We start from the raw sequence: 14,040 nt of genomic DNA, 5'->3' as shown, positions 1-14,040 counted from the left end.
CCGTCATCCTTCGGGGTGGGGGTGGGTGCATGGTCTGAAACAGACTTCACCGCTGGCCTCAGGGTCCGTGTGTGGTAAATGTTTCGGCGGCCATAGCGAGAGGGAAACGCCCGGTTACATTCCGAACCCGGAAGCTAAGACTCTCAGCGCCGATGGTACTGCAAGGGGGACCTTGTGGGAGAGTAGGACACCGCCGGACTCCTTTTAGTAAGATCAGAGAGCCCCTTCTTCGGAAGGGGCTTTCTGCGTTTAACGCCCCGTCTGCAGGCGAGGCTCCGGGTTGGTAGAGTCGACCCTCACAACACAACAGCTGGCAGAGATTTTTAGGGAGTACCTCCGTGAGTGACCGAGACGACGACGACCGCAACGACCGTCCCCGACGCTCCGACGACTCCGGATCGGCTGCCGGCCGCCGACCGTCGAGTGGGCCTGGAGGCCCTCGACGCGATCAGCCACGTGACTCCCGCCCGCCGCGCGGTGACCGTCCGTCTTACGGTGACCGACCGCAGCGGTCGGACCGCCCGTCGTCGGGAGGTCGGCCCCCACGGAACGATCGTCCGTCGTCGGGGGATCGGCCGCAGCGCACCGATCGTCCAATGTCGGGGGATCGGCCGCAGCGCACCGATCGTCCGACGTCGGGAGAGAGGCCCCAGCGCAGTGACCGTCCGTCGTACGGCGACCGCGCGGGTCGGGGCGAGCGCCCCTCGTACGGTGACCGTCCTCAGCGATCGGATCGCGCCTCCTCGGGGCGTAGCGGCGGGGGAGACGATCGTCGCGGCGGTGGTGCCCCGCGCGGTGGTGGCGCTCCTCGCTCCGGGCGTGACTCGTTCCGCCCCCGCGAGACCCCCGAGGATCGCGACCCGTTCGGCATCAAGTCGGTGCGCCCGCCTCAAGACGTCGCGCATGTGCCCGACGACGTGGAACCCCGCGACCTCGACAAGGTCGCCCGCGGTGAGCTCAAGACCCTGAGCAAGGACAACGCCGACTGGGTCGCTCGTCACCTCGTCATGGCCGGACGCCTCATCGAGGAGGACCCTGAGGAGGCGCACAAGCACGCTCTCTCGGCCGGTCGCCGTGCCGGTCGGATCGGCGTCGTCCGCGAGACGATCGCCATCACCGCCTACACGGTGGGTGACTACGCGATGGCGCTCCGTGAGCTGCGCACCTACCGGCGCATCTCGGGTCGCGAGGACCACCTCCCCCTGATGGTCGACAGCGAGCGAGGTCTGGAGCGCCCGGAGCGCGCGCTGGAGCTCGGTCGCTCCGTCGACCCGGCGACCCTGGACGTGCCGGTGCGCGTGCAGCTCGCCATCGCCATGTCGGGTGCTCGCCTCGATCTCGGTCAGGCGGAAGCCGCGCTCCGTGAACTCGAGATCCCTCAGCTCGACCGCTCCAAGGCCTTCTCGTACAGCCCCGATCTGTTCGACGCGTACGCGACGGTGCTCGACGACCTCGGCCGGGAGACCGAGGCCGACGAGTGGCGGGCACTGTCCGAGCGGGCCTCCGACGCCATCGACCGTCACCTGCAGGGTGACGACGGCGAGACGATCGAGATCGTCGAGGAGGACCTCGAGTGGGAGGACGACTCCGCGGAGGAGGCTCCCGCCGAGGAGGCTCCCGTGGAGGAGGCTCCCGTGGAGGAGGCTCCCGTGGAGGAGCCCGTTCCCGCCGACGCGACCTCGACCGACGACGAGGGCGACCGTGGCTGACGGCCCCGCACCGCTCGACGGCGTCGACACCGTATTGGCCGATCTCGACGGCGTCGTCTACCGGGGCAGTCAGGCCATCGAGCACGCGGTCGAGTCCCTGACCACCATCGCGGAGACGCTCCGAGTCGGCTACATCACGAACAACGCGTCGCGCACGGCCGCTGCTGTCGCGAACCAGCTGAGCGGCTACGGTCTGGAGGTGACCGCGGACGACGTGGTGACGTCCCCGCAGGCGGCCGTGCGCCTCCTCGGCGACACCGTGCCCGCAGGCTCGACGGTGCTGGTGGTGGGCGGCGAGGGGCTGACCTCCGTGCTCGAGGAGAACGGCTACGTCGTGACCCGATCGGCGGACGACGAGCCGGCCGCCGTCATGCAGGGCTTCAGCCCCGAGGTGGGCTGGGCGCAGCTGGCCGAGGCGTCGTTCGCGCTGCACCGCGGCATCCCGTGGATCGCCACGAACACGGACTGGACCATCCCGCAGGAGCGCGGCATCGCTCCCGGCAACGGCACGCTCGTGTCGGCCGTCCACACGGCCGTCGGGCGCCTGCCCGAGGTCGCCGGCAAACCCGAGACGCCGATCTTCACGGCTGCCGTCGAACGCTTCGGCGCGACGAAGGCGCTGTTCATCGGCGACCGGCTCGACACAGACATCATCGGCGCCAACCGCGCCGGGCTGCTCTCCGCGCTCGTGCTGACCGGCATCGACGGTGCGAAGGAGCTGCTGTCCGCCGACGCCGCGTCACGACCCGACTTCATCGTCGGCGACCTGCGCGAGCTGCAGCAGCCGTATCCCGAGGTCGTCGAGCACGACGAGGACGACGTCCACGTCGTCAGCGTCCGGAACGCGAGCGTGGCGGTGCGCGGGCACGTCGTCCGGGTGCTCTCGCCCGGCACCGACCCCACCGATCTCGTCCGAGCCGGCACCGCAGCGGTCTGGGGCACGAAGCGCGCCATCTACGCCCTCGACGTCGACCCCGCCCTGCACGCGGCTGACTAAGGTGGACGCCACCATGAGCGAGGACCACGAGACGACGGTGCCGACCACGGACCAGACGGAGGCGGTCGAGGGTCTGGAGGCGCGCCTCCAGCAGATCGAACAGCAGCCTCTGGGTGACCGTGCGGCGGCGTTCGGCGAGGTCCACGACGAGCTGCGAGACGTCCTCGAAGGCGCCGCGGCGGACGGGCATGAGGGCTCGTGAGCGACGCGACGACCCCCGCCGCGGAGGGGGAGCGCCTGGACTCCGCGCTCGCCCGGCGCGGACTCGCCCGATCGCGCACGCATGCGGCCCGGCTGCTCGCCGACGGTCTCGTGTCGATCAACGGCTCGGGCGTGCTCAAAGCCTCGACCCGCGTGTCCGAGGCCGATCGCGTCGAGGTCGCCGGGCTCGACCACTACGTCAGCCGAGCCGCCCACAAGCTGATCGCCGCACTCGACTCGTTCGGCGTCGACCCGGCCGGTCGCACGGCTCTCGACGTCGGAGCGTCGACCGGCGGTTTCACCCAGGTGCTGCTCGAACGCGGGGCGCGGCACGTGATCGCGCTCGACGTCGGGCACGGCCAGCTGGCTGCCGGCGTGCGCTCCGACCCGCGCGTGACGACCGTCGAGGGCGTCAACGCGCGGTACCTGACCCGTCCGCAGCTGCGCTCGATGTCGGCCGAGTCCGCGTCGATCGACCTCGTCGTCGCCGACGTCTCGTTCATCTCGCTGACGATGGTGCTGCCCGCGCTCGTCGAGAGCGCTGGTGTGGACAGCGAGTTCGTGCTGCTGATCAAGCCGCAGTTCGAGGTGGGACGACAGGGCATTCGCGAGGGCGTCGTGCACGACCCCGGGTTGCGGAACGAGGCCGTCACGACGGTGATGTGGGCCGCGCACGACCTGGGGCTCGGCACCGCCGGGCTCATCCCCTCACCGGTGGTGGGAGGCGCGGGGAATCAGGAGTACTGCGTCCGCTTCTCGGCCTCCGCCGGGACGAATCCGACAGAATGGCTCAGCACGGCCGACAGCTTGACGGGAGCGTGAGAGACATCACTTCGACTAGGCACATCCTCGTCGTCTCGCACACGGGGCGACGCGACTCGATCGACGCCGCCCTCGTGGTCTGCGGGCTGCTCGCGGCGGCCGACGTGGTCCCGGTGCTGCCCCACGACGAGTTCGACGACATCAAGGCGGCCGAACCGGGTCTCGGGCGAGTGGGCATCCTCGGCGACGACGTGAGCTGCGACGACCTCGAGTGCGTGATCGTGCTGGGCGGCGACGGCACCATCCTGCGTGCCGCCGAGCTCACCCGGGGCACCTCGGCGCCCATCGTCGGCGTCAACCTCGGTCATGTGGGGTTCCTCGCCGAGAGCGAGCGCGACGAGATGACCGACACGGTGCGGCGCGTGCTCGCCCACGACTACGACGTCGAAGAGCGCTTCTCCCTCGACGTGACCGTCACCAACGGCAGCGAGATCGTCTACCAGACCTGGGCGATGAACGAGGCGACCGTCGAGAAGGCGTCGCGTGAGCGGATGCTCGAGGTCGTCATCGAGGTCGACGGTCGGCCCCTGTCGTCGTTCGGCTGCGACGGGGTCGTCATGTCGACCCCGACCGGCTCGACCGCGTACTCGTTCTCGGCCGGCGGCCCCGTCGTCTGGCCCGAGGTGCAGGCGCTGCTGCTGGTGCCGCTCAGCGCTCACGCGCTCTTCGCCCGCCCCCTCGTGGTGGGCCCCGACTCCGTGCTCGCCGTCGAGGTGCTGAACCGCACCGAGGCGAAGGGCATCCTCTGGTGCGACGGTCGGCGAGAGCACGACCTGCCGCCGGGCGCCCGCGTCGAGTGCACGCGGTCGACGCAGCCGGTCCGTCTGGCGCGTCTGCGCCAGGGGCCGTTCACCGACCGGCTCGTCGCGAAGTTCCACCTGCCGGTCACCGGTTGGCGCGGTCCGGATCAGGCGGCCACCTCGTGATCGAGGAGATCTCGATCCGCGACCTCGGCGTGATCGGTCGCGCCACCCTTCCGCTCGGACCCGGCTTCACGGCCGTCACCGGCGAGACGGGCGCAGGCAAGACCATGGTGGTGACGGCCCTGGGGCTGCTGCTCGGCCAGCGCGCCGAGAGCGGCATCGTCCGCTCGGGCAGCGGTCAGGCCGTCGTCGACGGGCGCTGGCTGGTCGCCGCCGACGGGCCGGTCGTCGATCGGGTGACCGAGGCCGGCGGCGACGTCGACGACGGCGAGCTGCTGCTCAGCCGCGTCGTCTCGGCCGAGGGTCGCAGCCGCGCCATCGTCGGCGGTCGTGCCGCACCGATCGGCGTGCTCGGAGACCTCGCCGACCACCTCGTCGTCGTGCACGGGCAGTCCGAGCAGATCCGCCTCAAGTCGGCAGCCGCCCAGCGCGCCGCCGTCGACGCCCACGGGGGAGCGCCGCTCGCCGAGGCCGCCGCGTCGTACCGCGTCGCGTACGAAGCCTGGCTGGCCGCGCGTGCCGAGCTGGACGAGATCACCCGCGACCGCGACGCCCGCCGGGCCGAGGCGGACGACCTGCGGGCGGCCATCACCGAGATCGAGGGCGTCGCCCCCGTCGCCGGCGAGCTCGACGAGCTCGACGCCACCGCCGAACGCCTGAGCAACGCCGAAGACCTGCGTCTCGCCGCGGGGCTCGCCCACGAGATCCTGTCGACCGAGGCCGTCGACGGCACCCGCGACGTCCTCGGGCTCGTGGAGGAGGCCCGCCGGCAGATCGATCGCGTCGCACCCCACGACCCGGCCCTCGGGCCGATCGCCGATCTGCTCGCCGAGATGAGCGTGCAGGTCTCCGAGACGTCGTCTCGGCTCTCGAGCTACCTCGGCGGTCTCGACGGAGACGCGGCCGGCGATCTCGAGGCCGTTCAGACCAGGCGCGCCGATCTGTCGGCGCTCGTCCGCCGTCACGGCCCGACCCTCGACGACGCCATCCGTCTGCTCGACGACGGCAGCCGTCGTCTGCTCGAGCTCGACGGCGACGACGACCGCCTGGCCCAGCTCGACGACGAGGTGCGCGAGTTCCGGGCCGAGGCGGAGACCAGGGCGACGCGACTGACCGAGCTGCGCCGCGCCTCCGGAGCGGACCTGTCCGAGCGCGTCAGCGCCGAGCTCGGAGCCCTCGCCATGACGGGCGCCGAGATCGTCGTCGAGGTGTCGCCTCGCGACGAGCTCGGAGCCTCCGGGGCCGACGTCGTGTCGCTGCTGCTGCGGCCGCACCCCGGCAGCGAGCCCCGACCGCTCGGCAAGGGCGCGTCGGGCGGCGAGCTGTCGCGCGTGATGCTCGCCCTCGAGGTCGTCATGGCCGGATCGAGCGAGGTGCCCACCTTCGTGTTCGACGAGGTGGACGCCGGCGTCGGCGGCTCGGCCGCGATCGAGATCGGGAGGCGGCTCGCCGCCCTGGCCGATCGCGCGCAGGTCATCGTCGTGACTCACCTCGCCCAGGTCGCCGCGTTCGCCACGAACCACCTGCGGGTCGTGAAGGACGCCTCGGGCGAGGTCACCGCGAGCAGCGTCCAGCAGCTCGAGGGCGACGACCGGGTCGCCGAGATGGCGCGGCTGCTCTCGGGGCTGCCCGACAGCACGAGCGGGCTCGACCACGCCCGCGAACTGCTCGACCTGGCGCGAGACCGAGCCGACACACGTTCGTAACACCCCGTGGCTGGTCTGCGCCCCGCTCGTGACATAGGATGGAATCCCGTGGTGAACGTACAGAACTCGGGCCCTGATTCCTCTTCGATCGACGGGGGCGGCCCTTCTGACGCCGCCTCGTCGGGCCGCGCCGGCCTCACGAGCGACTCGGTGACACCCTCCGTCACGAAGCACATCTTCGTCACCGGCGGTGTGGTCTCGTCGCTCGGCAAGGGCCTCACCGCCGCCAGCCTCGGCAACCTGCTGACCGCCCGCGGACTCCGCGTCGTGATGCAGAAGCTCGACCCGTACCTCAACGTCGACCCGGGCACGATGAACCCCTTCCAGCACGGTGAGGTCTTCGTCACCGACGACGGCGCCGAGACCGACCTCGACATCGGGCACTACGAGCGGTTCCTCGACATCAACCTCGATCAGGCCGCGAACGTCACGACCGGCCAGATCTACTCGACCGTCATCGCGAAGGAGCGCCGCGGCGAGTACCTGGGCGACACCGTGCAGGTGATCCCGCACATCACCGACGAGATCAAGCGCCGCATGCGTCAGCAGGCCGAGGGCGACCTCAAGCCCGACGTGATCATCACCGAGGTCGGCGGCACGGTCGGCGACATCGAGAGCCAGCCGTTCATCGAGTCGGCCCGTCAGGTGCGTCACGAGCTCGGTCGCAAGAACGTCTTCTTCGTGCACGTCTCGCTCGTGCCGTACATGGGCGCGTCGGGCGAGCAGAAGACCAAGCCGACGCAGCACTCGGTGGCGGCTCTCCGCTCGATCGGCATCCAGCCCGACGCCCTCGTGCTCCGCAGCGACCGTCCCGTCAGCGAGAGCAACAAGCGGAAGATCGCTCTGATGTGCGACGTCGACGAAGACGCCGTCGTCAACGCGAAGGACGTCGCGAGCATCTACGACATCCCCACCATGCTGAACGAGCAGGGCCTCGACGCGTACATCATCCGTCACCTCGGTCTCGACGAGAAGGCCGGCGAGGTCGACTGGTCGGGCTGGCAGACCGTGCTCGACGCCGTGCACCAGCCCAAGCACGAGGTGACCATCGGCCTGGTCGGCAAGTACATCGACCTGCCCGACGCCTACCTCTCGGTCACCGAGGCGCTGCGGGCCGGGGCGTTCGCGCACCAGGCCAAGGCGAAGCTCGTGTGGATCCCCTCCGACGACTGCGAGACCCCCGAGGGAGCGGCCGCCGCGTTGTCGCAGGTCGACGGGATCTGCGTGCCCGGCGGCTTCGGCATCCGCGGCATCGAGGGCAAGCTCGGCGCCCTGCGGTTCGCCCGCGAGAACAAGATCCCCGCGCTCGGCCTGTGCCTCGGTCTGCAGTGCATGGTCATCGAGTACGCGCGCAACGAGGCCGACCTGGCCGGCGCCTCCTCGTCCGAGTTCGACCCCGAGACCGAGTTCCCCGTCATCGCGACGATGGCCGAGCAGGTCGACATCATCGCCGGCGGCGACCTCGGCGGCACCATGCGCCTCGGCCTGTACCCGGCCGCGCTGACACCCGGTTCGCTGGCGGCCGAGCTGTACGGCTCCGAGTTGGTCGACGAGCGTCACCGCCACCGCTACGAGGTCAACAACCAGTACCGTCAGCAGATCGCCGACGCCGGCCTGCGCTTCTCGGGCACGTCGCCCGACGGCACCCTGGTCGAGTACGTCGAGCTCGACCGCAGCGAGCACCCGTTCTACATCGGCACGCAGGCGCACCCCGAGCTGCGGTCGCGCCCGAACCACGCGCACCCGCTGTTCAGCGGTCTCGTCGAGGCGTCGCTTGAGCGTCAGAACTCGAGCCGGCTGTTCGCCGACGACGCGGACGACGCCGGCCAGGCCGGTCAGGTCGGTCACGTCGACGCCGAGACGGTCGGCGCATGAGCGAGCTGCTCGCCGACGAGGCCTTCGAGCCCGAGGTCACGTCGTCCGACGTCGTCTTCGAGGGCGCCGTCTGGAACATCCGCCGCGACGCGTTCGACTACGACGGCTCGACGATCGTCCGAGAGTACGTGGCCCACACCGGCGCCGTCGCGATCCTCGCCGTCGACGACGAGGCGCGTGTGCTCGTGATCCGGCAGTACCGGCACCCGATCCGGTCGCGCGAGTGGGAGCTCCCCGCCGGTCTGCTCGACGTCGACGGCGAGCCGAAGCTGGCCGCCGCTCAGCGCGAGCTCGCAGAGGAAGCCGACCTCGCGGCGACCGACTGGCGCGAGCTCGTGACCTTCCGCACGACCCCCGGCGGCAGCGACGAGACGGTGACGGTCTTCCAAGCGACGGGCGTCTCGGCCACCGAGACGGCGTTCGCCCGCGAGGCGGAGGAGGCCGACATCGAGGTCCGCTGGGTCGCCCTCGACGACATCGTCTCGGGTGTGCTCGCCGGCCGGCTGCAGAACTCCATCCTCGCCATCGCCGCGCTCGCGGCCCACGCCTCGCGCTGACCGCGCACCGACGGCCCGGTCTCGCATGACCACCATCGAGGAGGCGGTCGACCGGTACCTGAGGCACGTCACCGTCGAGCGGGGTCTCTCCGCCAACACGGTGGCGGCTTATCGACGCGACCTCGCACTCTGGCAGGGGCATCTCGAGGAGGCGCACCGCGCCTCCCCGGGGGACGTCACGGTCGCCGACGTGGCCGCGTTCCCCGTCGCGCTCTCGACCCGCGCCGAGAGACCCCTCGGTGCGGCGAGCGTCGCCCGCGTGCTGTCGTCGGTCAGGGGGCTGCACCGGTTCCTGCTCGAGGAGGGCCTGGTCGAGACCGACGTCGCCGCGACGACGCGTCCGCCCAAGCTGCCCGGTCGCCTGCCGAAGGCGATCTCGGTCGCGCAGATCGAGGCCCTGCTGGCTGCGACGGACGGCGACGATCCCGTGCGGGTGCGCGACAAGGCCCTGCTCGAGGTGCTCTACGCGACCGGCGCACGGGTGAGCGAGGCGGTGTCGCTCAACGTCGACGACGTCATCGAGGGCGACGTCGTGCGGTTGTTCGGCAAGGGCGGCAAACAGCGCATCGTGCCGCTCGGCAGCTTCGCCCGCCGTGCCCTCGACGACTACCTCGTGCGCGCACGCCCCGGGTTCTCGGCGCGGGGCGAGGCGACGCCGGCGCTCTTCCTGGGCGCTCGCGGCGCGCGGCTGTCGCGTCAGAACGCCTGGCTGGTGATCCAGGCGGCCGCCGAGCGGGCCGAGCTCGACGTCGACGTCTCGCCGCACACGTTCCGCCACTCGTTCGCGACGCACCTGCTCGAGGGCGGCGCCGACGTGCGGGTGGTGCAGGAGCTGCTGGGTCATTCGTCGGTCGCGACCACGCAGATCTACACGCTCGTGACGGCCGACGCGCTGCGCGACATGTACTCGCAGGCGCATCCCCGGGCGCGTCGGCGGACTCCGCGCCCTGCCGCGGCACCTGGTGTCTGACCAGGCAAAACCCTCAGGCAAGGCATGAACCTTCTTCGCCCTCGGGCCGGGCGCGGCAGACCGCCGGTGTCGGGGGTCGCCGTTACCATCGTCGTGTGAGCACCAAGCCGACATCGAGCACACCCGCCCTCTTCGAGGCCGCTCCGTCGACCCCGGCGTCGACCGGGCCGGTCAACGGCCCCACCGGTCGCCCTCGCACCGAGTTCGCCGTCCCCGAGCGTCTCGACGGTCACGGCCCGGCGCGCATCATCACCCTCTGCAACCAGAAGGGCGGTGTCGGCAAGACCACGACGACCATCAACCTCGGCGCCTCGTTCGCCGAATACGGCCGTCGCGTGCTCGCCATCGACTTCGACCCCCAGGGCGCCCTCACCGCGGGGCTCGGCGTCCAGGCCCACGACCAGGCCACGGTCTACGACCTGATGATCGGCACCGAGCGCGACGCGCACGCGGTCATCGTCCCCACCCGGGTCGAGAACCTCGACGTCATGCCGGCGAACATCGACCTCTCGGCCGCCGAGGTGCACCTGGTCAACGAGGTCGCCCGCGAGCAGATCCTGGCCCGCATCATCCGTCAGGTCAGCGACGAGTACGACGTCATCCTGATCGACTGCCAGCCCTCGCTCGGTCTGCTGACCGTCAACGCGCTGACCGCCGCGCATGGCGTGCTCATCCCGCTCGAGTGCGAGTTCTTCGCCCTGCGCGGTGTGGCCCTGCTGGTCGAGACGATCGAGAAGGTCCGCGACCGTCTCAACCCCGCCATCACGCTCGACGGCATCCTGCCGACCATGTTCGACTCGCGCACGCTGCACAGCCGCGAGGTGCTCGAGCGCGTGGTCGAGGCGTTCGGCGACGAGGTGCTCGAGACCGTCATCGGCCGCACCGTGAAGTTCCCCGACGCATCCGTGGCCGGCACCCCCATCACCCAGTTCGCCCCCGAGCACCCGGCGGCCCAGGCCTACCGGCAGTTGGCCCGAGAGCTGATCGCGCGTGGTGCCGCGGCCTGACGCCAGCGTCGTCACCGACGCCCTCTCCGCCCCCGATGCCGTCGGCACCGGGTTCGCGGTCACGCTGTCGAACTTCAGCGGCCCGTTCGATCTGCTGCTGACGCTGATCGGCAGACGTGAGATGGACGTCACCGAGGTCGCGCTGAGCGCCGTCACCGACGAGTTCATCTCGTACCTCAAGACGGTCGATACCGGCGAGAACCTCGATCAGGCGAGCGAGTTCATCGTCGTCGCCGCGACCCTGCTCGATCTCAAGGTCGCCGGTCTGCTGCCGCAGGGCGAGCTCGTCGACGCCGAAGACGTCGCGCTGCTCGAGGCGCGCGACCTGCTCTTCGCCCGGCTGCTGCAGTACCGGGCGTTCAAGCAGGCCGCCGAGTGGTTCGGCGAGCACGGCACGGCCGAAGCGGCCCGGCACGCTCGATCGGTGCGGCTCGAGCAGAAGTACCGGGTGACGACCCCCGAGCTCGTCTGGACGCTCAGCCCCGACGACTTCGCCGCCCTGGCGACCCTCGCGCTCGCCCCGCGCGAGCTGCCGACGGTCGGGCTCGACCACCTGCACGCCCCGCTCGTCAGCATCCGCGAGCAGGCGGCCGTCGTCGTCTCGATGCTGCGGGACCGCGGCACCCTGACCTTCCGCGAGCTCGTATCGGGCGTCGACGAGCGCGGCGTCGTCGTCGCGAGGTTCCTCGCGCTGCTCGAGCTCTACCGGCACGCCGTCATCTCGTTCGAGCAGATCGAGCCGCTCGGAGAGCTCAGCGTCCGATGGACGGCGCTCGACTGGAACGACGAGGCGCTCGACAGCCTGGGGGCCGACTATGACGACTGAGGCGACCGGCACTCGCGAGGCGACCCGCGCCTCCTCGGCGACCCGCACCTCCTCGGGGCAGGGCGCCGTGTCGGGGCAGGCGATCGCGCGCTCGCTCGAGGCGATCCTGATGGTGGCCGACGAGCCGCAGTCGCTCGTGTCGCTGGCGACCGCGGTCGGTGCTCCGACGGCGGCGGTGCGTCAGGCCGTCGAGTCGCTCGTGGCGGACTTCGACGGCGCCGACGGCGGCACGCGGCGCGGATTCGAGCTGCGCGAGGTGGGCGGCGGCTGGCGATTCTACGTCCGCCCCGAGTTCGACCCTGTCGTCCGCGATTTCGTGCTGACGCAGAACCCGTCCAGACTGTCGCAGGCGGCTCTCGAGACGCTGGCGGTCATCGCCTACAAGCAACCCATCACCCGCAGCAGCATCGCGCAGATCCGCGCGGTGAACGTCGACTCGGTCGTCCGCACGCTGCTCGGGCGCGGTCTCATCACCGAGTCGGCCACCGACTCCGAGACCGGAGCCATCACCTACGAAACGACGGAACTCCTGTTGACCCATCTCGGCCTCAATTCACTCGATGAGCTGCCGCTCATCTCCCCGCTGCTCTCCGACGGTCAAGAAGGGTTCGACGATGTCGCCTGAGAACGAGTCCGAGCTGCCCTCGGGCGAGCGCCTGCAGAAGGTCATGGCCGCGGCGGGTGTCGCCTCGCGTCGCGTCTCCGAAGACCTCATCGCCGCCGGCCGGGTCACGGTCAACGGCAAGGTCGTCACCGAGGCCGGTCGACGCATCGACCCCGACAAAGACAAGGTCGTCGTCGACGGCAGCGCCGTGCAGCTCGACACCACGCGCCGCTACGTGATGCTGAACAAGCCCGTCGGCGTGGTCAGCACTCTGAGCGACGAGAACGAGCGACCCGACCTGCGTCAGTTCACCAACGAGTTCGAAGAGCGCCTCTTCAACGTCGGCCGCCTCGACGTCGAGACCTCGGGTCTGCTGCTGCTGACCAACGACGGCGAGCTGGCCCACGTGCTGGCGCACCCCTCGTTCGGCGTCACCAAGACCTACATCGCGAAGGTGCGCGGCGTCATCACGCCCAACGTCATCGCCCAGCTGCTGTCGGGCGTCGAGCTCGACGACGGCCCCATCTCCGCCGACAAGGCCGCGCTCGTCGGCGGCGGCGCGGGGCTGTCCCGCTCGAACGACTCGTCGCTGATCGAGATCACGCTGCACTCGGGTCGCAACCGCGTCGTCCGCCGCATGCTCGAGGCCGTGGGTCACCCCGTCATCGACCTCGTGCGCCGCTCGTTCGGGCCGCTGCACCTCGGCACGCTGAAGGTCGGCCACATGCGCACGCTGAACAAGGCCGAGCTCGGGGCGATCCTCACGATCGCGCGCGACGCGACGCCCTCGCCCAGGGTCGACGCCGCCCCGGTGACCGAGAGCGCCGATGCGCCGGTCGTCGAGGCCGACGTGGTCGAGGTCGCCCTCGACGACGACGAGGTCGAGAAGGAGTTCTACGACGAGGACGACGAGGAGTTCGACCCCGCGACCGACGCCCGCGACGCCAAGCGCCGCCGGGGCCCGTCGGGCTTCAAGGGCGACACCGGCGCCGCCACCTCGCGCCGCTCGGAGGTGCGCCGCCAGCAGGCCGGCCGCCGCGAGACGCGCGACGACCGCGGTGCGGGCGGGGCTCGCCCGGCTCGTGATGACCGTGGTGGGTACGGCTCGCGTGACGACCGTGGCGCTCGACCGGCTCGTGACGACCGCGGGTACGCGTCGCGTGACGACCGTGGCGCCCGCCCGGCTCGTGACGACCGCGGCTACGGCTCGCGTGACGACCGTGGTGGTTACAGCGGCAGCCGAGGAGGCGCGGCGCAGGGTGGATCCGCCCGTGACGACCGCGGTGCGCGACCTGAGCGTGGTGGCTACAACCGTGACGAGCGCGGGGCGCGGCCCGAGCGTGGTGGCTACAACCGTGATGACCGCGGTGCGCGCCCCGAGCGCGGTGGCTACAACCGTGACGACCGTGGTGCGCGCCCTGAGCGCGGCGGACGCCCGGATCGCGGCGGCTTCGTGTCGCGCGACGACCGTGGCGGCCGACCCGAGCGCGGCGGCTTCGTCTCGCGTGACGACCGTGGCGGGCCTGGCGCTCGCGGCGGCGACCGTCCGCTGAGCCCCGGCGAAGAGCGTGCGGCGGGCTACCCGAACCGCGACCAGAACCGAGACCCCCGCACCGGGCGTCCCTCCGGTGTCCGCGCCGGCGGCCCGGGTCGTGGCGGCCGTGAGGACCGCAGCGGCGACCGCGGCGGTTACCAGGGACGCGACGACCGCGGTGCCGAGCGCGGTGGCTACCAGGGTCGTGACGACCGTGGTGCCGAGCGCGGCGGTTACCAGGGTCGCAGCGACCGTGGTGGCGAGCAGCGCGGTGGAGACCGTGGCGGTTACCAGGGTCGCAACGACCGT

At 71.2% G+C, this 14,040-nt stretch carries 12 protein-coding genes, 1 rRNA gene and 1 pseudogene; all 14 read left to right on the top strand.

What is annotated here, in order from left to right; genetic code table 11:
- Nucleotides 1-82: 82 nt before the first annotated feature.
- Nucleotides 83-199, top strand: a 5S ribosomal RNA gene (gene rrf, locus IFT51_RS08280).
- Between the two features lie 706 nt (nt 200-905).
- Nucleotides 906-1,709 (top strand): hypothetical protein, encoded by an 804-nt coding sequence (locus IFT51_RS08275; protein WP_192060572.1) that lies wholly within the window; start codon nt 906-908, stop codon nt 1,707-1,709.
- On the top strand, nt 1,702-2,706 hold the full coding sequence (locus IFT51_RS08270) for an HAD-IIA family hydrolase (RefSeq protein ID WP_192060571.1): 1,005 nt from the start codon (nt 1,702-1,704) through the stop codon (nt 2,704-2,706). The genes IFT51_RS08275 and IFT51_RS08270 overlap by 8 nt, the downstream gene beginning before the upstream one ends.
- A 13-nt stretch (nt 2,707-2,719) precedes the next feature.
- Nucleotides 2,720-2,908, top strand: a complete 189-nt coding sequence (locus IFT51_RS08265; RefSeq protein WP_192060570.1) for a hypothetical protein — start codon at nt 2,720-2,722, stop codon at nt 2,906-2,908.
- The gene (locus tag IFT51_RS08260; RefSeq protein ID WP_192060569.1) at nt 2,905-3,729 is read left to right on the top strand and encodes a TlyA family rRNA (cytidine-2'-O)-methyltransferase; all 825 of its coding nucleotides are present in this window, start codon (nt 2,905-2,907) and stop codon (nt 3,727-3,729) included. The genes IFT51_RS08265 and IFT51_RS08260 overlap by 4 nt, the downstream gene beginning before the upstream one ends.
- Entirely contained in the window at nt 3,693-4,655 is a 963-nt protein-coding gene (locus IFT51_RS08255; RefSeq protein WP_192060568.1) for an NAD kinase, read from the top strand. The genes IFT51_RS08260 and IFT51_RS08255 overlap by 37 nt, the downstream gene beginning before the upstream one ends.
- Nucleotides 4,652-6,358 (top strand): DNA repair protein RecN, encoded by a 1,707-nt coding sequence (gene recN / locus IFT51_RS08250; RefSeq protein ID WP_192060567.1) that lies wholly within the window; start codon nt 4,652-4,654, stop codon nt 6,356-6,358. Before IFT51_RS08255 ends, recN begins: the two co-directional genes overlap by 4 nt.
- Before the next feature lie 150 nt (nt 6,359-6,508).
- The gene (locus IFT51_RS08245) at nt 6,509-8,233 is read left to right on the top strand and encodes a CTP synthase (protein WP_192060566.1); all 1,725 of its coding nucleotides are present in this window, start codon (nt 6,509-6,511) and stop codon (nt 8,231-8,233) included.
- Nucleotides 8,230-8,790, top strand: a complete 561-nt coding sequence (locus IFT51_RS08240; protein WP_192060565.1) for an NUDIX hydrolase — start codon at nt 8,230-8,232, stop codon at nt 8,788-8,790. The genes IFT51_RS08245 and IFT51_RS08240 overlap by 4 nt, the downstream gene beginning before the upstream one ends.
- Nucleotides 8,791-8,815: 25 nt before the next feature.
- Nucleotides 8,816-9,760, top strand: coding sequence for a site-specific tyrosine recombinase XerD (gene xerD, locus IFT51_RS08235; RefSeq protein WP_192060564.1), 945 nt, complete (start codon nt 8,816-8,818; stop codon nt 9,758-9,760).
- A gap of 95 nt (nt 9,761-9,855) precedes the next feature.
- On the top strand, nt 9,856-10,767 hold the full coding sequence (locus IFT51_RS08230) for a ParA family protein (RefSeq protein WP_192060563.1): 912 nt from the start codon (nt 9,856-9,858) through the stop codon (nt 10,765-10,767).
- Nucleotides 10,751-11,593: a segregation/condensation protein A gene (locus IFT51_RS08225; RefSeq protein ID WP_192060562.1), complete on the top strand. Its 843-nt coding sequence runs from the start codon at nt 10,751-10,753 to the stop codon at nt 11,591-11,593. The genes IFT51_RS08230 and IFT51_RS08225 overlap by 17 nt, the downstream gene beginning before the upstream one ends.
- A complete protein-coding gene (gene scpB, locus IFT51_RS08220; protein WP_192060561.1) occupies nt 11,583-12,218 on the top strand; it encodes an SMC-Scp complex subunit ScpB in 636 nt (211 codons plus the stop codon). The genes IFT51_RS08225 and scpB overlap by 11 nt, the downstream gene beginning before the upstream one ends.
- Nucleotides 12,208-12,990: pseudogene (locus tag IFT51_RS15095) on the top strand (pseudouridine synthase); the annotation flags it as partial. The gene scpB and the pseudogene IFT51_RS15095, both read left to right, overlap by 11 nt.
- Nucleotides 12,991-14,040: the final 1,050 nt, after the last annotated feature.

The organism is Frigoribacterium sp. CFBP 13712 (genome assembly GCF_014842255.1).
Classification (GTDB): Bacteria; Actinomycetota; Actinomycetes; order Actinomycetales; family Microbacteriaceae; genus Frigoribacterium.
The sequence above is the reverse complement of the archived record's forward strand: the minus strand, read 5'-3'. Positions and strand labels throughout refer to the sequence as shown.